We start from the raw sequence: 20,385 nt of genomic DNA on the forward strand, positions 1-20,385 counted from the left end.
ATCTGTCACCATGTCGACAATGAAGCCCAGCCGACGCGCCGTCGCCCTCGGAACGCTCGCCGTGCTCGCCCTCGGCGCCACCGCCTGCGGCTCCTCCGGCGGCGACCCGCTCGGCGGGGGTTCGAGCGCCTCCTCGTCAGCGGGCGGCTCCGGCGGCTCGGGCGGAGGCGCCGGCTCGACGGTGGTCGTCGGCTCCGCGAACTTCCCGGAGAACGTCCTGCTCGGCTCGATCTACTCACAGGCACTCAAGGCCAAGGGCGTCAAGGTCGAGGAGAAGTTCAACATCGGCAGCCGCGAGGTGCTCTACGGGCAGCTGCAGAGCGGCAACCTGACCGTCCTGCCCGAGTACAACGGCGCGCTGCTCGCCTACCTGGACGCCAAGTCCACCGCCGTCACCACGCAGGACGTGAACGCGGCGCTCGCCAAGGCCCTGCCCGCGGCCCTCGGGATCCTCGACTCCTCCCCCGCCGAGGACAAGGACTCGCTCAGCGTCAGCCAGGAGGTCGCGGACAAGGACAACCTCAAGAGCATCTCGGACCTGGCCGCCAAGGCCGGCGAGTTCACCATCGGCGGCCCGCCGGAGTTCAAGTCCCGCCGCGAGCAGCAGCTCAAGGACGCCTACGGGCTGACCTTCAAGGAGTGGAAGCCCACTGCCGACACCACCGCGAACGCGATCAAGGACGGCAGCGTCCAGGTCGGCAACGTGTTCACCACCGACCCGAAGATCGTCCAGTACAAGCTCGTCCCGCTGAGCGACCCGAAGAACGTCTTCGGTGCGCAGAACGTCACCCCGCTGGTCAACAAGGCGGGCGTGGACGCCACGGCGACCGCGGCGCTCAACGCGGTGTCGGCCAAGCTCGACACGGCGGGGCTGACGGCGCTGATGAAGCGGGTCGCGGTCGACAAGGAGGACCCGTCGGCGGTGGCCAAGGACTGGCTGAAGTCCAACGGTCTCGGCTGATCCCCGGCACGGACGGGCGGACGGGCGGACGGGTGTCCGCCGTCCGCCCGTCCCGAGGCCCGGCCCGACGCCCGTCCGGGGGCCCTGTACGAGGCCCTGCCCGGGCGAGCGGGCACCGCTCCGGCCGCCCTCCCGAAGGACCTTCCCTTCCGCGCCGCGCACATGACAGGGTGGGCGCCATGCGCACTCGACTCCTCGCCGCCACCCTCACGGCACTCGCCGCGGTGAGCCTCGCTGCCTGCTCCAGCTCCGGATCGAGCTCGGGCAAGGCGACCTCCGCGGCCGGCTCCCCCACCACCGCCGCCTCGACCACCGCGACCTCCGCCGCGCCCACCGATGCGGCCCCGGACGCGGCCTCGACGCCGTCGGCCCCCGCGCCCGGCGCGGCCACCCCGGCCGCCCCCGCGCCCGGCGGCACCACGAGCCCGCCCGCGCCCGACGGCGGCGCCTCGGGCGCCCCCGCGCCGGCCAAGCCCGCGCCGCCCGCCGACGCCGGACTGCCCGCCAAGCCGGCCGCCGACGTCACCGCAAAGCTGGTCGCCGCGCTGGACGCGATCGACCCGGCGATCGTCGGCGGCAAGCCCGACCAGGCCGTGGACCGGGCGCGCAACCAGTGCCAGTCGATGTACCAGTTCCCCAAGGACGCGGGGAAGCTGGTCGAGCTGGCCAACCAGCGCTTCACCACGCCCGACCACCCACAGGGCTTCGGGGCGGACACCGCCGCCAAGATCAACGACGCGCTGCGCGCCACACTCTGCCCGGCGCCGCACTGACCCACGACACCCCGAACGCCCGGCGTCCTGGACTCCGGGCAGCCGTGGCCGCCGCCCCCGTCGGGCGCGCGGCCACGGCCTTTCTGCTTTCCGGACCGTCCGGCCTCCGGACGGTCCCGCCCCGGCCGACGCGGCTCCCGGGTGACTCGACTCCCGGGTGACTCACCTCCCGGCCCACGCGGCTCCCGGCCGCCCCGGCCCCGGCAACTGCCTTGCCCCGACCGCCGATCCACTCCCTTCCCATTCGCGGCCCGTATGCCGACGAACTGTTAGGTCTCTTGACAGACAAGTGGTCTAGTCCAAACATAGGCATGTCGATCCGACCGGGATGCACTGTGGGGGTGTGACCACCGGCGGCTGAGGCACCGCCCTGCCCTGACCCGCCCCACCCCCGCTCCGTACGGCGCGTGCACGCGCACCGCCGCCCGCGTCCACGCGAGTCGGTGGGGTTCCGCCCGCCCCGATCTCCACCCCCGCCCCACCGCGCTCCACCCGATCCCGACACCTCGGACCAGGACCGCCCGGTCGACCCCACACGACCGCCGCGGCCCAGGCCACCGAAATCTCCCCAACGTCCTGCCCCACCAAGTCTGTTGGAGAATCCATGCGCCTTCGCAGAACGATCCAGGCCGCGCTGACGGCCTGCGTCACGCTGGCCGCCTCGGCCGGCCTGGTAGCCACCGGGACGAGCTCCGCCCAGGCCGCCACTCCGCTCCCCAACCGGGTCTTCGCCCCCTACTTCGAGGCGTGGACCGGCCAGAGCCCGGCCGCGCTGGCCGCGCAGTCCGGTGCCAAGCACCTCACCATGGCGTTCCTGCAGGCCGCCACCAAGGGCTCGTGCACCCCGTACTGGAACGGGGACTCGTCGATGCCGGTCGCCTCCTCGACCTTCGGCGCCGACATCGCCACCATCCGCGCCAACGGCGGGGACGTGATCCCGTCGTTCGGCGGCTACACCGCCGACAACACCGGCACCGAGCTGGCCGACAGCTGCACCGACGTCAACCAGATCGCGGCCGCCTTCGAGAACGTCATCACGACCTACGACATCAGTCGGATCGACCTCGACATCGAGGACAACTCGCTGACCAACACCGCCGGGATCGACCGCCGCAACAAGGCGATCAAGCTCGTGCAGGACTGGGCCGCCACCAAGGGCCGGAGCATCCAGTTCTCCTACACGCTGCCCACCACCACCAGTGGACTGGCCGACAACGGCCTCGCGGTGCTGCGGAACGCGGTCAGCAACAACGCGCGGATCGACGTCGTCAACATGATGACCTTCGACTACTACGACGGCGCCGGCCACGACATGGCGGCTGACACCCAGACCTCCGCGCAGGGCCTCTACAACCAGCTCGCCAAGCTGTACCCGAGCAAGTCCCCCGCCCAGCTGTGGGGTTCGATCGGGATCACCGAGATGCTCGGCATCGACGACTACGGCGCGGCCGAGACCTTCACCGTGGCCAACGCCACCACCGTGTACAACTGGGCCGTCTCCAAGGGCATCAACACCCTCTCCTTCTGGGCACTCCAGCGCGACAACGGGGGCTGCCCGGGCACGGCCGGAAGCGACTCCTGCTCCGGAATCACCCAGAACACCTGGGACTTCACCCACATCTTCGCGCCGTTCACCAGCGGCTCGACGGTGAGCAACGACTTCTCGGTGGCCGTCAACCCGAACTCCGGTACGGTCGCAGCCGGTTCGGCCGCGTCCGCCAGTATCGCGACGGCCGTGACGGCCGGTTCGGCGCAAAGCGTCAACCTCACCGTCAGCGGCGCCCCGGCCGGGGTCACCGCGACCGTCACCCCCGGCAGCGTCACCGCCGGCAGCGGCGCCACGCTCAACATCACCACCACCGCCGCCGCGGCGGCCGGCACCTACCCGCTGACCGTGACCGCCACCGCACCTTCCGGCACCCACACCGCGACCTACGCGCTGACCGTCACCGGGACGGGCGGGACGACCGGGCTGGTCAACGGCGGTCTGGAGAGCGGCAGTCCGGCCCCGTGGACCTGCCAGAGCGGCGGCGCCGTGGTCGCCACCCCGGTGCACTCCGGCGCGCACGCGCTGCAGGCCGCCGCCACCGCGAGCCAGACCGGCGAGTGCTCCCAGACCGTGACACTGAAGCCCAACACCAGCTACACACTGAGTGGTTGGGTGCAGGGCAACTACGCCTACGTCGGCGTCAGCGGCGGTGCCACCGCCAGCTCCTGGGCCAACTCCGCCGGCTGGACGAAGTTGTCCGTCCCCTTCACCACCGGCGCCTCGGGCACCGTCACCGTGTACCTGCACGGCTGGTACGGCCAGGGCAACGTGTACGGGGACGACTTCTCGATCGCCTGAGCCAGGGCAGACCGGGAAGCGTCCGGTAACGCCTGACATATGACGAACGAACGGATGACAGCTGACAGATTTCATCGTCTGTCAGCTGTCATCCGTCATCTGTTACCTGTTACCCGTTACCTGCCGGCTGTCGGCTGTCGGCTGTCAGGTGCTATCTGTCGCCCGTCACCCGACGCCCGTCTCCTGCCGGCTGATGACCGGCGCGCCCGCCGTCAGCGGTTGGCGTCACCCGCCCCGGTCGGCACAGCACCAGGTACGCCGTCGCCGCCGACACCGTGCAGGCCAGGACCACCAGCGCCAGCAGCACCGCGGACGGCCGCCCACCGAGGCTGCTCAGCGGCGCGACCAACGCTCCGGCCAGGAAGTTGCTCGTCCCGAGCAGGGCCGACGCCGTGCCCGCCACCTGCGGCTCGACCAGGCTGAGCGCCTGCGCCGCGGTGTTCGGCAGGATCACCCCCAGGCTGCCCATCATCACGAACAGCGGCGGGCAGAACCCGGCCAGACCGAAGTCCCACACCGTCGTCAGCAGCACCAGCGCCACCCCGGCGACGACCGCCGCCGCGAGCCCACCCAGCATCAGCGCCCGAGGCGTGAAGCGCGGTGCCAGCACGCGTCCGTTCAGCTGCGTCATGACCACGATCGCCACCGAGTTCAGCCCGAACAGCAGGCTGTAGGTCTGCGGCGAGACCTGGTACACGTGCTGGAGCACGGTCGACGACCCGCTGATGTAACCGAACAGCGCCCCGAAGGCGAGCGAGCTGGTCAGCGCAAGCCCGAGGAACGGCAGGTCGCGCAGCAACCGCCCCATCGTCCGCAGGGTGGCCCCCACCCCGCCGCCGCGCCGGGCCCGCGCGGGCAGCGACTCGCGCAGCGCTCCGAACGCAGCCAGGGTGAGCAGCAGTCCGAGCGCCGTCAGCGCGCCGAAAGTGCCGCGCCACGAGGTGAACCGCATCAGCTGAGCGCCGATGATCGGGGCGAGGATCGGCGCCAGGCCCGATATCAGGGCGATCGAGGCGAGGAACCGCAGCATCGCGACGCCCTGGAAGCGGTCCCGGGCGACGGCGCGCCCGATGACCAGCCCGGCGGAGCCGGCCGCGCCCTGGACGAAGCGGGCGGCGATCAGCACCGGAAGGTTCGGCGCGAGGACGCACAGCACGCTGGACAGGGTGTAGACGGCGAGCCCCACGAGCAGGGGCGGGCGGCGCCCGAAGCGATCGCTGAGCGGTCCGAAGAGCAGTTGCCCGGCCGCCACGCCGAACATCGAGAAGGTGAGGGTGAGTTGGACGGCGGCCGGTTCGGCGGCCAGGTCGTCGGCGATCGCGGGCAGGCCCGGAAGGTAGAGGTCGGTGGTGAGAGGTCCGAGCGCGGTGAGGCCGCCGAGGACGGCGATCGTGGCCCGGCCGGGGCCGGTCCGGCCGGTGTGGGGTGGGGTGGCGGCAGCGGTCGACGTGTCGTCGGCGGGGCCGACGGTCGGGCCGGGCATGGCGCTCCTTACGGACGGGTGGCGTCGGGTTCGTGCGCGTTCCGTCCTATCGCAGCCCGGTCCGGTTCCGACAGCAGGGGGTGCGCCGTGTTCCGCGCGCCGGTGCGCCGCTGTGCCGATGCGCGCTGTGCCGCTGTGCCGCTGTGCCGCTGTGCCGCTGTGCCGCTGCACGGTTGCACCCTGTGCCGCCGTGTGCCGATGCCCCCGGGGTGCTCTGCGGCTCCTCGCGGCACATACACGACGGCGGCCCGCCCGCACCTTCCGGTGCTCGGCGGGCCGCTCGGGGGCCGTTTTCGTTCCCTGATCGGAAGGCTGATGCCCGGACAGTGCGCCCCGCCCGGGCCGCCCGACCGGACCGCTCGGCAGGGCACCCGGGTCAGTGCTTGGCGACGCGTTCGGCGCGAAGCGCCGCCTGCACCGCCGCGCCGTCCTGCCACGCGTAGAGCTGGTTCCCGGTCAGGGCCACGTTGTAGTGCCCGCAGGTGCCGCTGGCCTTGGTCGCGACGTTCTCCGGGAACCAGCCGGCCTTCAGCGACTCCGGCACCTGGTGCGCCGACTTGCCCGGCAGACCGGCGGTGCAGCCGGCGGGCAGCCGCCCCTCCGGGAGGGTGGCGCGCAGCAGGCGGTCGTCGCCCGTGGTGGACATCAGGTACTTGACACCGGAGGCGTTGTCGGGGAGCCAGGCGGGCACCGAGCGGCGGTCGGCCTTGGCCTGGGTGCCGGTTTCGTACGCGGTCTGCTCCTGGTGGCGCTCGGCGTACCAGTCGGACGCACGCGGGCCGATCGCCACGACCGCCACGGCGACGGCCATGCCGGTGCCCGCGACTCCCAGCGCGACCTTGCTCACGATGCTCTTCATGCCCGACTGCCCTCTCCGTGTCCGTGTCCGTGGCCGGTTCGTCCGGCCGGTGGGCCGGGCCGATGAGCGTGGCCCTCGTGACGCTGCCTGTCCGGGCGGCGGGGTCCACCGTCCGGGTAACCATCGTGGCCCGCGGCGGACCGGCGAAGCGTCACCACCAAGTCGTGATCCGGTCTCCGACCCACGGGGTACGGTCTCCACCTTCCGGCGTACGCCTTTCGGCAGATGCCCTGAGGCTCCGAAGGCCCTGAGGCCGGCAGGCCCTGAGGCTCCGCAGGCCCCGAGCCCCGCACGGGTCGGCGCATCCGGGTCGAGCGCGGCCCGGGCCCCGGTCGAGCCTCGCTCAGGCGCGGCTCCGCCGCAGCCCGGGGTGCTGCACCCGAGGGCATCGGGCGGCCGGGTCGCGGTCACCCTGCTCCGCCGATCGGACCAGCCCTCGGCCCAGCGCCTCCGAGCCGCGTCCGGCCGGCCCCCTCCGCCGAGCCCCTCCGCCGAGCGCTCCGACCACCCCTCGGGCCGCCCCGTCAGACCTTCGCGGGCACCGGGCGGGGAGCGCCGTCGACGCGGGCGACCGGGAAGGGCCGGCCGTCGAGGGTCCAGTGCGGGTCGATCGGGCGCAGCAGGGAGGCGTACACCTGGGCGGCGACGTCCGGGTGCCGGATCTCGCCGGCGGGCGGCCCCGCCGGGATGCCGTGCCCGGCGCAGGCGACCCAGGCGGTCCGCTCCTCCACCGTGCGGCCGCCGTGACCGCCGGCGTCGACGTGGCCGTGGTCGGTGACGACGATGACGGTCCACTGCTCCTCGGCGTACGTGGCGCGGCCGCGGACGGCGTCCAGGAGGCGGCCCAGGCGCTCGTCGGCGGTGCGCATGGCGGCCCGGTACTCGTCGCCGCAGCCGAGGAAGTGGGCGGTCTCGTCGACGGCGCCGAGGTAGACGAAGGAGGCCTCCGGGTCCGCGGTGGCGAGGACGTGGACGGCCTCGCGGGTGACTTCCTCGTCCACGGCCTCCCACGCCTCGGGGGTGTCCTCGGCCGGGGCGACGTAGGAGAGTCGGCCGGGGGCGCGGAAGAGCGGGCCGCCGGACTCGCTGATCATCAGGGGATCCCAGCCGGCCGCGACGAAGGTGCGGCGGCGGTCGCCGCGGTTGAGGCGGGTGGCGAAGTCAGGGAACACGTCGAGCCGGTTGCCGCCCAGGTGGTTGCCCCAGACGCCGTGCTTGGCGGGCTCGACCCCGGTGACGATGGTGGCCCAGCACGGTCCGGACATGGTGGGCGTGGTGTCCGCCACGGTGACCGGCACCAGGAACCCCGCCTCGGCGACGTCCTGGAGGCGCGGCATCGGCACCTGCGCCAGGTAGTCGTGGCGGACGCCGTCGATTCCGACGACGAGCACGCGGGGGCGGGGCCACTGGGCAGCGGACATGGGGTTTCCCTTCGGTTGTGCGCACGGTCGGGCCGCCCCCGCCGGGGGCGCGGCCGACCGCGCCATGCTCCACCGGCCGCCGCACCAGTCGGCGTCGCACTGTCGAACGGCGGGTGTCCGCCGGGTGTCGGGCGGGCGCGGCCCGGGTGCCGAGACGGTTGTCGACCGGGCCTCGCGCGGGGCATCACGCCGCCGTCCGCGAGGCGTCCGCACCGCCGTCACGCGAGGCGTCCGCACCGCCGTCGCGCGGGGCGTCACACCGCCGTGCGAACGAACCGGCGGTCGGCCTCCGCCAACTCGGCGGCCGGTCCGGCGGCGCGCAGCACCACGTCCAGGACGCGGTCCGGGTCGGCGGCGTAGCTGTGCGCGAACCACGGCAGATTGGCCTCGACCACGGCCCAGTGCTCGGCCGGGTCGTACGGGTCGGCGATCGGGCCGACGTCCAGGGCGACGGCGCTGGGCAGGGTGTCGCCGACGGCGGCGAGCAGGCGGCGGGCGAAGGCGGTGGCGGCGGCGGTCGGCGGCGCGGGGTCGAGCCGGCCGAAGCGGGCGTAGCGGCTGCCGGTGAGCACCTCCCCGTCGCGGACGAACAGCCGGTACTCGGCGGCGAAGGTCACCGGCTCGCTGACCAGGACGGGCGTGTCCGGGCCGATCCGCTCGCCGGTGCGCGGCAGCCGGGAGCCGTCCGGGTAGACGGCGGGTGGCAGCGACTTGTCGGCGGGCGGCTTGACGAACGCCGGGTGACGCAGTGTCCACGCCTCCGCGAGGGTGGTGAGCTCGATCCGGCGGCGGGTGAACTCCTCGGGGAGGCGGGCCAGCCAGTCGTCGTCGGGTTCGAGCAGGGCGAGACCCAGCGGCCCGGCGATCCGGGCGGCGGCGAGTGGGCCGCCGTACCAGTGGACGGGCCGCCCGGCGAGGCGTCCGACCGTCCCCGGACCGTCGAGGACGGCGGTGACGAGGCCGCGCCGGGCGGCGGCCTCGGCGAGCAGCAGGGTGGTGCTGGTCCGCTGGGCGGAGGTGAGCAGGACGCGGTCGGTCCCGGGCGCCGTGCGCGCCGCCGCGGCCGGACGCGTCACGACTGGGGCCGGAACTCGTGGACGACCTCGATGCGGCCGACGATGTGCCGGTTGAACTCGGCCAACTCGTCTGCGGGCACCCAGAGTTCGAGGATGGTCCGGCCGCCGGCCTGCCGGACGGGGTAGCGGGCGAGGAAGTCGGTCTCGACCTTGAAGCGGGTGACGTAGCCGACGCCGGAGGCGGGCACGTTCCAGTCCCGGGCGATCCGGATCGCGTAGTCCTCGTTCAGGACGGGGTAGAAGATCGGCTGATCGGGCAGGCGGGGCGGCCAGGCACGCCAGCCGGCGGCCTCGACCAGGGCCAGCTCCTCCGGGCCGGTGGGGCGCCAGAGGGTGGTCGTCGAGGGCGTCGGGGCGGGCGTGCTGTTCATGAGCGAGGACGGTAGCCGGGCCGCGGCCGGCCCGGCTACCGGATATCGGCTGCTCGCCGGGGGTCGGACGGCCCGTCAGCGGTACGCCGACTCGCCGGTGATGGCCTCACCGAGGACCAGGGTGTGGATCTCGCTGGTGCCCTCGTAGGTGAGCACCGACTCCAGGTTGTTGGCGTGCCGCAGCACCGGGTACTCCGTGGTGATGCCGTTGGCGCCGAGGACGGTCCGCGCGCTGCGGGCGATCTCCAGCGCGGCACGGACGTTGTTGAGCTTGCCGAAGCTGACGTGGGGCGGCCGGGCCGCGCCCTCCTCCTTGAGCCGACCGATCCGCAGCGCCACCAGGTAGGCCTTCTCGACCTCCAGCATCATCTCGACCAGCTTCTGCTGGGTCAGCTGGAAGCCCGCGATCGGACGGTCGAACTGGATCCGGCTCTTGGCGTAGTCCAGGGCCGCGGTGTAGCAGTCGCGGGCGGCCCCGACGGTGCCCCACAGGATTCCGTAGCGGGCCTCGTTGAGGGAGGAGAGCGGCCCGCGCAGGCCGACCACCCCGGGGAGGACGGCGTCGGCGGGCAGGACCACGTCGTCGAAGGCCAGCTCGCTGGTGACGGAGGCCCGGAGCGAGAGCTTGCCGTGCACGTCGGTGGCGGTCAGGCCGCGGGTGCCGCGCTCGACCAGGAAACCGCGGACGCCCTCCTCGGTCTGCGCCCAGACGACCGCGACGTCGGCGATGCTGCCGTTGGTGATCCACATCTTGCTGCCGGACAGCACCCAGTCACCGGCCTCGCCGCCCTTCCGGACCGCCCGGGTGCGCATGTTGGCCGGATCCGAGCCGAAGTCCGGTTCGGTGAGGCCGAAGCAGCCGATCAGCTCACCGGCGGCCATGCCGGGCAACCAGCGCTGCTTCTGCTCCTCCGAACCGAAGGCGTGGATCGAACGCATGGCGAGCGAGCCCTGGACGGAGACGAAGCTGCGCAGTCCGGAGTCCGCCGCTTCCAGCTCCATGCAGGCCACCCCGTACGCCACCGCGTCGGCGCCCGCGCAGCCGTAGCCGTCGAGGTGCATGCCGAGCACGCCGAGGGCGCCGAGTTCCGGGGCGAGTTCGCGGGCCGGGAAGACGCCGCGCTCGAACCAGTCACCGATGTGCGGGCGGATCCGCTCCTCGGTGAACCGGCGGACGGTGTCGCGGATCAGCCGCTCCTCGTCGGAGAGGAGGTCGCCGACGGCGAGCAGGTCGGACGGGTCGATCCGGGTCGGCTTCGTCATCGAAGCTCCTTGTAGTCTCGGCGGAGTCGGGGGACTCGGGGGAACCAGCGGGGTCGGTGGAGTCGGGGAGCGGGGAGTCGGGGAGTCGGTGGAGTGTCGGAGCACCGGCGAGTATCCCGCACGCGGCCTGGCGGTGGGCGGGCACGAGTGAGTGAGGAAAGCGACATGGGTGGCTTCGGGGCCGGGACCGGGACCGGCGTGGACGGGACCGGCGGCGGCAGGACCGGCAGGACCGGCAGGACCGGCAGGACCGGCAGCGGCGGGAACGGTTACACCGTCGCCCTGGTGACGGCGGAGGAACTGCCCGGCGCGGCAGAGGAACTGGCCGGGCTGCTGGTGGAGACCGTCCACGGCGGCGCCTCACTGGGCTTCCTCGCCCCGCTGGACCACGGCGAGGCCACCGCGTGGTGGCGGGCGCTCGGCCCGGACGTCGCCGACGGCCGGCTGCTGCTGTGGACGGCCCGGGCGGGGGCGGACGGCCGGCTGGCCGGAACGGTGCAGCTGCGCCCGGCGGTGCCCGCCAACGGTCGGCACCGGGGCGAGGTGGCCAAGCTCATGGTGCGTCCGGCGGACCGAGGGCACCGGCTGGCCGGGCGGATGCTGGCGGCCTTGGAGGACCGGGCACGCGAACTGGGGCTGCGGCTCCTGGTGTTGGACACCGAGACGGGCAGCCCGGCCGAGCGGATGTACGAGGCGGCGGGCTGGACCAGGGTCGGGTCGGTCCCGGACTACGCGACGGACCCGACGGGAGCCCCGAAGCCGACGACGATCTTCTTCAAGACGCTGGACGGCTGACGGGAGCACCGAGCTCACCCGACCCCGCACAACCGGAGCACCGCCGTCGTCGCGGCGCCCGCGACGACCACCAGGGGGAACGGCGCCCGGCGCAGCGCGAGCACCCCCGCGACCAGCACTCCCGCCGGGCGGGCCCAGCCCGCGAAGCCGTGCCCCTGGGTCAGCGCGCCCGTCGCCACCAGGGCGACCAGCAGCACCGCCGCCGCGACCGCGAGCAGGTGCCGCAGCCGGTCCGAGAGGGTGAGCCGGCCGCCGAGCAGCGGCCCGGCGACCCGGAAGGCGAACGTCCCGACCGCCAGCAGCAGCACGGCGTACGGCGGCATCATCGGACCTGCTCTCTCTGCGCTGACTTCGCGGGCTCCGTCGACCTCTCCGACTCCGCCGGTTCCGCCGACTTCGCCGACTTCGCCGCCTTCTCCGCCTCCGCCGCCTCCGCCGCCTCCGCCGCCTCCGACGGACGCGCCCCGTCCACCGCCTCCGCCCCGCCCGCCGGGCGCCCGGCGAAGAGCAGGCCCACGAGGGCGAACAGCACCGGCAGCCCGGCCGGCACGAACGGCGTGACCGCGACGGCCACCACCGCGCCCACCACCGCCGCCGTGCGGGCGTGGCGGTCCGCGAGCGAGGGCAGTACGAGCGCGAGCAGCACGGCGGGGAAGGCGGCGTCCAGGCCCAGGGCGTCCGTGTCGCCGATGAGGCCGCCCGCGAGGGCGCCGAGCAGCACCGAGACGTTCCAGACCACGTACAGCGCGATTCCGCAGAGCCAGAAGGCGGCCCTGCGCCGACGCGGCTCGCCCTGCTGGAGGGCGAAGGCGGCGGTTTCGTCGGTGATCAGCTGAGCGCCGACCAGTCGCCGCCACCTCGGGCCGTCGAGGACGTCGGCCACGGTGAAGCCGAAGGGCAGCAGCCGGGCGTTGAGCACCAGTCCGGTGGCGACGGCCGCGAGCGCCCCGCCGCCGGACAGCACCACGCCGACCGCCGCGAACTGGGAGCCGCCGGCGAAGACGAGGACGGAGAGCGCGATCGGCACCCAGAGGGGCAGACCGCCGGAGACGCTGACGGCGCCGAAGGAAGCGCCGACGAGGGCGTCGGCCAGGCAGACCAGAGCGATGTCGCGGAGAGTGGCGCGCTCCAGTGTTCGGGGTAGCGAACGCATGTTCATCAGAGTGAACCGCTCACCCGTGGTTCGTCAAGTCGAACGAAGGTACCGGCAGACCGAACGTTCACCTGCCCGGGCGCCTCCTGCGAGCCGGTCGGCCGTGGCAGCATGAACGGGCACCAGCCGCACCGAGGTCCGGCGGCCGGAGAAGGAGCCAGAGGAAAGCGTGAGCGGCGACATGAGCGACCAGACCACCCCGGCCGCCACCCCCAGCCCGACCGGTGCCGGCGGCACCATCGGCGCCGGCGGCAGCGCCGCCGACGTCGGTGCCCTTGGCGGCGCCGGCAACCCCAGTGGCTCCGGCACCGAGCTGATCGGCCAGATCGCCGTCGCCATCCGACGCGAGCGCGAGCGCAGCGGACTCTCGATGGCCGAGTTGGCCCGGCGCGCCGGCATCGCCAAGTCCACGCTCTCGCAACTGGAGTCGGGCGCCGGCAACCCGAGCGTGGAGACGCTGTGGGCGCTCGGGGTGGCGCTGAACGTGCCGTTCAGCCGGCTGGTCGACCCGCCCCGCCCGGTGGTCAAGGTGATCCGGGCCGGCGAGGGCCCGGTGACCCACTCCGAGCGCGCCGACTACGCCGCCACCGTGCTCTCCTCCTGCCCGCCCAACGCCAGGCGCGACATCTACCGGATCGAGGCCCAGCCCGGCGAGACGAGGGCCTCCGACCCGCACATGCCCGGCACCGTCGAACACGTGATGATCGGCTCCGGGCGGGCGCTGGCCGGACCGACGGACGCCCCCGTCGAACTGGGCCCCGGCGACTACGTGAGCTACCCGGGCGACGCCCCGCACGTGTTCCGCGCCCTTGCCCCGGACACCCTGGCAGTGATCGTGATGGAGCACATCTGACGCACCGACAGGCGAGGTGGATTCACCTCAACAGGGCGTCCAGGAAGGGGTTTCCGAACACCCGGTGCGGGTCGTACCGGTCCAGGACGGCGACCGCCTCGTCCCAGCCGGGCCCGCCGCCTGCCCGCAGGCTCTCGGGAATGACCCGGCCGAGCACTTCCGGGTCGGCCCACGCCGCGTCGGCGGTGTAGGCCCAGCCCTTGGACCACTCGACGCGCAGCCCCGCCCGGGTGCCGTCGAAGGTGCGCAGCAGCCACTGCTCCAAGTCCCGGGCGAATCGCTCCAGTCCGGGGGTGCCGGGGAAGGAGAGGACGTCGAACCAGACCGCCGTGTCCCACTCCGGGCGGTCGGCGCGCGGGCGCAGCGCGGACAGCAGCGGGGGGCGGGCCCCGGGGACGCCGGAGTGGGCCGGGTCGTCCAGGCCGGTGACCCGGATCTCCACCGCGCCGTTCACCGGGTACTCGCCCCGGGCCTGGTACGCGGCGAGCAACTCCTGGTAGTAAGCGGCGAATTCGCTGACCACCCACTGCAGATCGGCGCGCCGGGCGAGGACCGCGTAGCCGTTGGCGGTGACCCGCAGCGTGGTGGGCCGGACGTACTGGAGCAGGGTGCGTGACGGGCCCCAGAGGTCGGAGCGCAGGCCGCCCGCGAGCAGGTGCGTGAGCACGTCACCGCTGAGCAGTCCCCGGAGCAGTGCGCCGGAGAGCAGGACGTCCGTGAGGTCGCCGGTGAGCGCCACCTTGGCCACCAGGTACTGGAGTTGCCCGAAGAGCGGGGCTGATCCCCAGGCACCGCCGATGATTTGGCCGGCCAGCCGGGCGACCGGCTCCGGGACACTGTCGGAGAACGGGTAGTTGTAGGGGTGTTCGACGGTCAGGGAGCCGACCGGCTTGGTCGGGGCGACGGCCCAGGTCTTGAGCCAGGGTCGGTCGGTGTAGGCGAACCAGATCGCCTCGGCCCGGCCGTCCCGCTCCACGAACTCGGCGAAGGTGCGCGGACCACCCCCACCGCCCAGCAGTCCCCCGAGCAGCCCACCGCCCGTCTCCGCCCCCGTCCCTGCGCCTGCGCCCGTCCCGCCGGGGCGGGCGAAGAGTTCGCTCGCCGGGATGTCGAGCCGGCTGACGCAGCGCAGCGGCCGGTCGGCGCCCGCCCGAAGGACCACCTCGGTGACGAAGGCACGGCCCAGGTGCACCAGGAAGGCGGCGCTGTCCGCCTCGGCGCGGTCGAAGGTGCGCAGCGCGTACCGGCCGGCGGCGGGGTCGAGGACGACGGCGGTCAGCCGGACGACCTGGTTGCCGACCGAGCCGTAGCCCTGCCCGTCGGGCCGCACCTCCCCGGCGGCGGGGACGGCGGTGCCGTGCCCGCCGATGGCGAGCACGCCGCCGACGGTGAGCTCTCCCGGAGCCGGGCAGGCGGTCAGGCCGAGGCCCCGGTCGGCCAGGTGGGCGAGCAGGGCCTCCATGGTGGCCCCGGTCTGCACCCGGACGGTGTCGGGCGAGTCGGCGGTGATGGCGGTGAGGTGGCGGCTGGTGTCCACCAGCAGGACGCGGGCGTCCTCCGGGGTACGGTCGGCGACGGTCAGCGGCGCCCAGGTGTGCCGGTAGCCGGAGGCGCGCAGGCGCCAGCCGTTGGCGTGCGCCCAGTCGGCGAGGGCCGGGACCTCCTCGGGGGTGCGGGGCGCACAGGTCCACAGCTGGTCGGTGCGGATCTCGCCGGACCAGTTCTGGAAGACCCGCTGGTAGAGCTCCGTCCCGGCGGGCAGGGCGGGCGGCACGGGCGCGGCGGCCTCGGCGCTGTCCGGGCCGACGGTGCCGCGCAGCACCCAGGCCGCGCCGCCCAGCGCGGCCGACGCGCCGAGCAGCCGCCGCCGGGTGAGCCCGCCGCCCCGACGCGGAGCGCCGTCCTGCGCTGCCTCCGTCGGCCCCGCCTCGCCGGGCCTGTCCGTCCCGCCGGTGCTACCGGTCACGCCGCGTCGTGTGGTCATCCGTCCGCCCCTCGCGCTGGTCCCCCGGGCCGAACTGCGGCCCTGCGGGTCCGGCCGGCGTGCGCCCGGCCCGGGAGGAGCGTACGAAGGGCCGTACGCCGGTTTGAAGCGATCTCCCCCGCGACTCACTCCTTCGAGTGAGTATCGGTCGTTTGCTCTTTGAAAATCCTCGTCATGGGGCAAGGCGGCTGAGCACCGGGTGGCCCCGCCGGAAATACCCGGGGCCCGCTCGCGGCTGTGGTGATCGGAGATCCGTTCCGGGCCGGTCCGGCCCGTACAGGAGGTGCAGCGCGCGATGGGTGACGAGCAGACCAAGCCCCGGGAGTTCCGGGTCGAGCACGACTCGATGGGCGAGGTCCGGGTGCCGGCTGCCGCGAAGTGGCAGGCGCAGACGCAGCGGGCGGTGGAGAACTTCCCGGTGTCCGGTCAGCGGCTGGAGCGCGCGCACATCGCCGCGCTGGCCCGGATCAAGGCCGCCGCGGCGCGGGTGAACGCCCGACTCGGGGTGCTGGACGAGGAGACGGCCGCGGCGATCGCGTCGGCGGCCGAGGAGGTCGCGGAGGGGCGCTGGGACGACCAGTTCCCGGTGGACGTGTTCCAGACGGGCTCGGGCACCTCGTCCAACATGAACACCAACGAGGTGATCGCCACCCTGGCCGGGGAGCGCCTGGGGCGCCCGGTGCACCCGAACGACCACGTCAACGCCAGCCAGTCGTCCAACGACGTCTTCCCGTCCTCGATCCACATCGCCGCCACCGGTGCCGTCACCCATGACCTGGTCCCGGCGCTGGAGCACCTGGCGGAGGCGCTGGAGCGCAAGTCCGCCGAGTTCGCGCAGGTGGTCAAGTCGGGCCGCACGCACCTGATGGACGCCACGCCCGTCACGCTCGGCCAGGAGTTCGGCGGCTACGCGGCGCAGGTGCGGCACGGGCGGGAGCGGCTGCTCGCCACCCTCCCCCGGGTCGCCGAACTCCCGCTCGGCGGCACGGCGGTGGGCACCGGGATCAACACCCCGCCCGGCTTCCCCGAGGCGGTCATCGCGGAGGTGGCGCGCGTCACCGGCCTGCCGTTGACCGAGGCGCGGAACCACTTCGAGGCGCAGGGCGCGCGGGACGCCCTGGTCGAACTGAGCGGTCAACTGCGCACGGTGGCCGTCGGGTTCACCAAGATCGCGAACGATCTGCGGTGGATGGGATCCGGTCCGCGCACCGGCCTCGGCGAGATCAACCTGCCGGACCTGCAGCCGGGTTCGTCGATCATGCCGGGCAAGGTGAACCCCGTGCTGCCCGAGGTGGTGCTGATGGTCGCCGCCCAGGTGGTCGGCAACGACGCGACGGTGACGCTGGCCGGCGCGAGCGGCAACTTCGAGCTGAACGTGATGCTGCCCGTGATCGCCCGCAACGTGCTGGAGTCGGTCCGGCTGCTCGCCAACAGCGCCCGGCTGCTGGCGGACCGGACGGTGGACGGCATCACCGCCAACGTCGAACGGGCCCGGGAGTACGCCGAGTCCTCCCCCTCGGTGGTGACGCCGCTGAACCGCTACATCGGGTACGAGGAGGCCGCGAAGGTCGCCAAGCAGTCGCTGGCCGAGCGCAAGACGATCCGCCAGGTGGTGCTGGAGCGCGGCTACGTCGAGCAGGGCAGGCTCACCGAGGCGCAGTTGGACGAGGCGCTGGACGTGCTGCGCATGACGCACCCGTAGGCACCCCGGCCGGCCCGGGACCGGCCTTGGACCGGCCCGGGGCGAACCGGGCACCCAGGAGGCGAGCGGGGCGCCCCAGGGGCCGGTACGCCGTGGGGCGTGCGCCGGGGCGCGGTGGGCGGTCACGCCCGCCGCGCCCCGGTCACGGGCTGCGGGGAAGGTCAGCCCCTGGCTCGCGCACGGCCTGCCCGGCCGCGTCGCATTGCTGCTCCGTTCGACGTCATAGTGGCCATCGAGATCGCTGCCAGGCCCAGCAGGAACATCACGGCACCGACGATGATGCAGGTGACGATGTTCTTGCCGTGCGCGACGGAACCCGATACCACCCAGGGCGAGATGATCGTCCAGGCGCCCAGCGCGGTGGCCGCCCAGGCCCTCGCGTGGGTGCGCTCGTAGGCCGTTCCGTAGCCTGCCATCAGCACCGTGTAGGCCAGACCGACGATCAGGCAGGTCACGGTCAGGGTGCTGAACGCGGTGAAGCCGACGATCCATGGCGATGCTGCCAGGAAGAGGCCGGCCAGTACGGCCAGGGCTTCGATGCCCTGGGCGCGTGGGGTCGAGGTGACCCGCTCGTAGTGTTCGCGTAGTTCGACGATGTCCGGATGGTGCTCCATGCCCGTCGGGATATGGGTTGCCACCGATACCACCTCCTGTGGTCCGGAACCTGGAAGGCGATCGCGTGAAGCGCTTCGCCCCGTACCCATTCTGTCCCTTCTCCAATGTTTTGCACCTACTTGTCCGAGATAGGCGATAACCATCCGATCACGCCGGTGACCTGTGTCTCACCCAGCCGCCGGGCCATTGCCTATGCAACTCGTTGCATAGCAGGATGCGGGCATGGCACTGGAGCACGCGATCCTCGTCTCGCTGCTGGAGCAGCCCGGCTCCGGCTACGAACTGGCCCGACGCTTCGACCGGTCCATCGGCCGCTTCTGGACCGCCACCCACCAGCAGATCTACCGGGTGCTGCGGCGCATGGAGACGGACGGCTGGGTGGCCGCGGAGGAGGTCTCCCAGGACGGACGCCCGGACAAGAAGGTGTACTCGGCCGCCGAGGCCGGACGGGCCGCCCTGGCGGGCTGGCTACGGGAACCGGTCGAACCGGAGTCCGTCCGGCACGAGCTCGCGGTCAAGATCCGGGCCGCCGCCTTCGACGATCCGGCCGCACTGGTCTCCGAGGTCGAGCGGCACCGCGAGAGCCACGCCACGCTGCTCGCCCGCTACCTCCACGGCGAGCAACGGGACTTCCCCGACCTCACCGCGCTCGACACCCGGCAGGAGCTGCAGCACGTGGTGCTGCGCGGCGGGATCGAGTACGAGCGGATGACCCTCGCCTGGCTCGACGACGTGCTCGCCACCCTGCGCCGGCTCGCCGCCGACCGGCCGACCTGACGCGCCGACCGGCCGCGCGCCCCGCGTTCCGGACCGCCCTTCCGGCGTCCGCCGCGCCCACTGCCATGCCCGCGTTCCCCGCATTCCCCGCTCCTTCCCGAACCCTCGACCCCCGGGAGTCCTCGATGCTGTTCAACCCGCGCACCTACGACCCCGCGCAGTTCGACGAGCCGACCCGCCGGCTGCTGCGCGCGACCGTGGACTGGTTCGAGTCCCGCGGCAAGAAGGCGCTGATCGACACCTACATCGACCGCAGCTGGTACGCCGACTTCCTCGAATTCGCCGCGAAGGAGGGCCTGTTCGCGGAGTTCCTGACCCCCTCGGCGGCGGACCCCGACAAGCGCTGGGACACCGCCCGGATCGCCGAACTCAACGAGATCCTCGGCTTCTACGGCCTCGGCTACTGGTACACCTGGCAGGTCACCATCCTGGGCCTCGGCCCGGTCTGGCAGAGCGAGAACGAGGCCGTCCGGGCCCGCGCGGCCAAGCTCCTCGCGGAGGGCCACGTCATGGCGTTCGGCCTCTCCGAGCGCACCCACGGCGCCGACATCTACTCCACCGACATGATCCTCACCCCGGACGGCGAGGGCGGCTTCACCGCGACCGGCTCCAAGTACTACATCGGCAACGGCAACGTGGCCGGCCTGGTCTCGGTCTTCGGCCGCCGCTCGGACGTCGAGGGCCCCGAGGGCTACGTGTTCTTCGCCGCCGACAGCCGCCACGAGGCGTACCACCTGGTCAAGAACGTGGTCAACGCCCAGATGTACGTCAGCGAGTTCCGCCTGGAGGACTACCCGGTGCGCGCCGAGGACGTGCTGCACACCGGCCCGGCCGCCTTCGACGCCGCCCTGAACACGGTCAACGTCGGCAAGTTCAACCTCTGCACCGCCTCCATCGGCATCTGCGAGCACGCGATGTACGAGGCCGTCACGCACGCGCAGAACCGGGTGCTGTACGGCAAGCGGGTCACCGACTTCCCGCACGTCAAGCGCGAGCTGACCGACGCCTACGTCCGCCTGGTCGCGATGAAGCTGTTCAGCGCGCGGGCCGTGGACTACTTCCGCACCGCCTCCCCCGAGGACCGCCGGTATCTGCTGTTCAACCCGATGACCAAGATGAAGGTCACCACCGAGGGCGAGAAGGTCATCGACCTGATGTGGGACGTCATCGCGGCCAAGGGCTTCGAGGCGGACACCTACTTCGACAAGGCGGCGAAGGACATCCGTGGCCTGCCGAAGCTGGAGGGCACCGTCCACGTCAACCTGGCGCTGATCCTCAAGTTCATGGGCAACTACCTGTTCGCCCCGGCCGATTACGCCCCGGTGCCGAGCCGGCTGGACGCCGCCGACGACGCCTTCCTGTTCCGCCAGGGCCCGGCCCGCGGCCTCGGCGCGATCCGCTTCCACGACTGGCGCACCGCCTACGACCGCCAGGCGCAGCTGCCCAACGTCGCCCGGTTCCGCGAACAGGCCGACAGCTTCTGCGAGTTGCTGCTCAACCACGCGCCGAGCAAGGAGCAGCAGGCCGACCTGGACTTCCTGCTGGAGATCGGCCAGCTCTTCGCGCTGCTCGTCTACGGCCAGCTGGTGCTGGAGCAGGCCGAGTTGACCGGCCTGGACGCCACCGAAGACGGCCGCGACGTGCTGGACCAGATCTTCGACGCCCTGGTCCGCGACTTCTCCGCGCACGCCACCGAGCTGCACGGCAAGGCCTCCACCACCGAGGAGCAGGCCGCCTGGGCGCTCGCGAACGTGCGCCGGCCGGTGTCGGACGCGGCGCGGGCCGAGCGGGTCTGGGGCCGGGTCGAGGCGCTCTCGGGCGCGTACGAGATGCAGCCGTAACGACGGCCGCGGCACGGAAGGCCCCCTGGGGTGCCGGTCGGCGGACCGGCACCCCGGGCTCACCTCCGGGCGGGCGCACGGCCCCGCGCCCGGGCGGCCCTCCGGGCGGGC

18 protein-coding genes are annotated in these 20,385 nt (G+C 73.2%); 8 read left to right on the forward strand and 10 right to left on the reverse strand.

All coding sequences use genetic code 11. The annotated features are described in order from the left end of the window. Positions 1 to 19 precede the first annotated feature (19 nt). From IF30_RS0108615 to IF30_RS0108625, 3 genes are all read left to right on the forward strand, one after another. Positions 20 to 961, forward strand: a complete 942-nt coding sequence (locus tag IF30_RS0108615) for an ABC transporter substrate-binding protein (RefSeq protein WP_030234320.1) — start codon at positions 20 to 22, stop codon at positions 959 to 961. A gap of 179 nt (positions 962 to 1,140) precedes the next feature. Next, complete coding sequence (locus IF30_RS48575) at positions 1,141 to 1,734, forward strand: hypothetical protein (RefSeq protein WP_199807840.1); 594 nt, start codon at positions 1,141 to 1,143, stop codon at positions 1,732 to 1,734. A gap of 604 nt (positions 1,735 to 2,338) precedes the next feature. Next, a complete protein-coding gene (locus IF30_RS0108625) occupies positions 2,339 to 4,081 on the forward strand; it encodes a glycosyl hydrolase family 18 protein (RefSeq protein WP_037899309.1) in 1,743 nt (580 codons plus the stop codon). Between the two features lie 151 nt (positions 4,082 to 4,232). On the opposite strand, the gene IF30_RS41150 is transcribed toward IF30_RS0108625, so the two are convergent. The 6 genes from IF30_RS41150 to IF30_RS0108655 all read right to left on the reverse strand — a co-directional run bounded on the left by IF30_RS41150 (position 4,233) and on the right by IF30_RS0108655 (position 10,554). Beyond that, on the reverse strand, positions 4,233 to 5,564 hold the full coding sequence (locus IF30_RS41150; protein WP_063752546.1) for a multidrug effflux MFS transporter: 1,332 nt from the start codon (positions 5,562 to 5,564) through the stop codon (positions 4,233 to 4,235). A gap of 376 nt (positions 5,565 to 5,940) precedes the next feature. Beyond that, positions 5,941 to 6,423, reverse strand: coding sequence for a hypothetical protein (locus IF30_RS0108635; protein ID WP_030234333.1), 483 nt, complete (start codon positions 6,421 to 6,423; stop codon positions 5,941 to 5,943). Between the two features lie 524 nt (positions 6,424 to 6,947). Next, positions 6,948 to 7,844, reverse strand: coding sequence for an alkaline phosphatase family protein (locus IF30_RS0108640; protein ID WP_051709515.1), 897 nt, complete (start codon positions 7,842 to 7,844; stop codon positions 6,948 to 6,950). Between the two features lie 254 nt (positions 7,845 to 8,098). Then, positions 8,099 to 8,920, reverse strand: coding sequence for an ATP-grasp domain-containing protein (locus IF30_RS0108645; protein WP_420791129.1), 822 nt, complete (start codon positions 8,918 to 8,920; stop codon positions 8,099 to 8,101). Further along, positions 8,917 to 9,291: a hypothetical protein gene (locus IF30_RS0108650; protein WP_030234336.1), complete on the reverse strand. Its 375-nt coding sequence runs from the start codon at positions 9,289 to 9,291 to the stop codon at positions 8,917 to 8,919. Before IF30_RS0108650 ends, IF30_RS0108645 begins: the two co-directional genes overlap by 4 nt. Before the next feature lie 75 nt (positions 9,292 to 9,366). Further along, positions 9,367 to 10,554 carry an acyl-CoA dehydrogenase family protein gene (locus IF30_RS0108655; protein WP_030234337.1) on the reverse strand — a complete coding sequence of 396 codons (1,188 nt, stop codon included), beginning with the start codon at positions 10,552 to 10,554 and terminating at the stop codon, positions 9,367 to 9,369. 165 nt (positions 10,555 to 10,719) lie between these two features. On the opposite strand from IF30_RS0108655, the gene IF30_RS0108660 reads away from it, so the two are divergent. Beyond that, a complete protein-coding gene (locus tag IF30_RS0108660) occupies positions 10,720 to 11,349 on the forward strand; it encodes a GNAT family N-acetyltransferase (RefSeq protein ID WP_078891230.1) in 630 nt (209 codons plus the stop codon). Positions 11,350 to 11,363: 14 nt separating this feature from the next. On the opposite strand, the gene IF30_RS0108665 is transcribed toward IF30_RS0108660, so the two are convergent. Together IF30_RS0108665 and IF30_RS0108670 are read right to left on the reverse strand one after the other, a co-directional pair. After that, a complete protein-coding gene (locus IF30_RS0108665; RefSeq protein WP_030234341.1) occupies positions 11,364 to 11,672 on the reverse strand; it encodes an AzlD domain-containing protein in 309 nt (102 codons plus the stop codon). Further along, a complete protein-coding gene (locus tag IF30_RS0108670; protein ID WP_078891243.1) occupies positions 11,672 to 12,502 on the reverse strand; it encodes an AzlC family ABC transporter permease in 831 nt (276 codons plus the stop codon). The genes IF30_RS0108665 and IF30_RS0108670 overlap by 1 nt, the downstream gene beginning before the upstream one ends. 169 nt (positions 12,503 to 12,671) lie before the next feature. On the opposite strand from IF30_RS0108670, the gene IF30_RS0108675 reads away from it, so the two are divergent. Then, entirely contained in the window at positions 12,672 to 13,355 is a 684-nt protein-coding gene (locus IF30_RS0108675; protein WP_324605629.1) for an XRE family transcriptional regulator, read from the forward strand. 22 nt (positions 13,356 to 13,377) lie between these two features. On the opposite strand, the gene IF30_RS0108680 is transcribed toward IF30_RS0108675, so the two are convergent. After that, entirely contained in the window at positions 13,378 to 15,339 is a 1,962-nt protein-coding gene (locus IF30_RS0108680; protein WP_078891232.1) for a cholesterol oxidase substrate-binding domain-containing protein, read from the reverse strand. Between the two features lie 295 nt (positions 15,340 to 15,634). Between IF30_RS0108680 and IF30_RS0108685 the strand changes: the two genes are divergently transcribed. Beyond that, positions 15,635 to 17,041: a class II fumarate hydratase gene (locus IF30_RS0108685; protein WP_030234349.1), complete on the forward strand. Its 1,407-nt coding sequence runs from the start codon at positions 15,635 to 15,637 to the stop codon at positions 17,039 to 17,041. 161 nt (positions 17,042 to 17,202) lie between these two features. Here IF30_RS0108685 and IF30_RS0108690 read toward each other — a convergent pair whose 3' ends face one another. Then, on the reverse strand, positions 17,203 to 17,679 hold the full coding sequence (locus IF30_RS0108690) for an SPW repeat protein (RefSeq protein WP_234322629.1): 477 nt from the start codon (positions 17,677 to 17,679) through the stop codon (positions 17,203 to 17,205). A 199-nt stretch (positions 17,680 to 17,878) separates the two neighbouring features. Here IF30_RS0108690 and IF30_RS0108695 point away from each other — a divergent pair, with 199 nt between their 5' ends. Next, complete coding sequence (locus IF30_RS0108695; protein WP_030234353.1) at positions 17,879 to 18,433, forward strand: PadR family transcriptional regulator; 555 nt, start codon at positions 17,879 to 17,881, stop codon at positions 18,431 to 18,433. Between the two features lie 125 nt (positions 18,434 to 18,558). Next, positions 18,559 to 20,274 (forward strand): acyl-CoA dehydrogenase family protein, encoded by a 1,716-nt coding sequence (locus IF30_RS0108700; RefSeq protein ID WP_030234356.1) that lies wholly within the window; start codon positions 18,559 to 18,561, stop codon positions 20,272 to 20,274. The last annotated feature ends 111 nt before the right edge of the window (positions 20,275 to 20,385 follow it).

The sequence above is a fragment of the Streptomyces sp. NRRL S-350 genome, assembly GCF_000719705.1.
GTDB lineage: Bacteria > Actinomycetota > Actinomycetes > Streptomycetales > Streptomycetaceae > Kitasatospora.

What these genes read in the sequence shown, in the direction of transcription:
- IF30_RS0108615 (WP_030234320.1), top strand. Translation starts at nt 20, where the DNA reads ATGAAGCCCAGCCGACGCGCCGTCGCCCTCGGAACGCTCGCCGTGCTC.
- IF30_RS48575 (WP_199807840.1), top strand. Translation starts at nt 1,141, where the DNA reads ATGCGCACTCGACTCCTCGCCGCCACCCTCACGGCACTCGCCGCGGTG.
- IF30_RS0108625 (WP_037899309.1), top strand. Translation starts at nt 2,339, where the DNA reads ATGCGCCTTCGCAGAACGATCCAGGCCGCGCTGACGGCCTGCGTCACG.
- IF30_RS41150 (WP_063752546.1), bottom strand. Translation starts at nt 5,564, where the DNA reads ATGCCCGGCCCGACCGTCGGCCCCGCCGACGACACGTCGACCGCTGCC.
- IF30_RS0108635 (WP_030234333.1), bottom strand. Translation starts at nt 6,423, where the DNA reads ATGAAGAGCATCGTGAGCAAGGTCGCGCTGGGAGTCGCGGGCACCGGC.
- IF30_RS0108640 (WP_051709515.1), bottom strand. Translation starts at nt 7,844, where the DNA reads ATGTCCGCTGCCCAGTGGCCCCGCCCCCGCGTGCTCGTCGTCGGAATC.
- IF30_RS0108650 (WP_030234336.1), bottom strand. Translation starts at nt 9,291, where the DNA reads ATGAACAGCACGCCCGCCCCGACGCCCTCGACGACCACCCTCTGGCGC.
- IF30_RS0108655 (WP_030234337.1), bottom strand. Translation starts at nt 10,554, where the DNA reads ATGACGAAGCCGACCCGGATCGACCCGTCCGACCTGCTCGCCGTCGGC.
- IF30_RS0108660 (WP_078891230.1), top strand. Translation starts at nt 10,720, where the DNA reads ATGGGTGGCTTCGGGGCCGGGACCGGGACCGGCGTGGACGGGACCGGC.
- IF30_RS0108665 (WP_030234341.1), bottom strand. Translation starts at nt 11,672, where the DNA reads ATGCCGCCGTACGCCGTGCTGCTGCTGGCGGTCGGGACGTTCGCCTTC.
- IF30_RS0108670 (WP_078891243.1), bottom strand. Translation starts at nt 12,502, where the DNA reads ATGCGTTCGCTACCCCGAACACTGGAGCGCGCCACTCTCCGCGACATC.
- IF30_RS0108680 (WP_078891232.1), bottom strand. Translation starts at nt 15,339, where the DNA reads ATGACCACACGACGCGGCGTGACCGGTAGCACCGGCGGGACGGACAGG.
- IF30_RS0108685 (WP_030234349.1), top strand. Translation starts at nt 15,635, where the DNA reads ATGGGTGACGAGCAGACCAAGCCCCGGGAGTTCCGGGTCGAGCACGAC.
- IF30_RS0108695 (WP_030234353.1), top strand. Translation starts at nt 17,879, where the DNA reads ATGGCACTGGAGCACGCGATCCTCGTCTCGCTGCTGGAGCAGCCCGGC.
- IF30_RS0108700 (WP_030234356.1), top strand. Translation starts at nt 18,559, where the DNA reads ATGCTGTTCAACCCGCGCACCTACGACCCCGCGCAGTTCGACGAGCCG.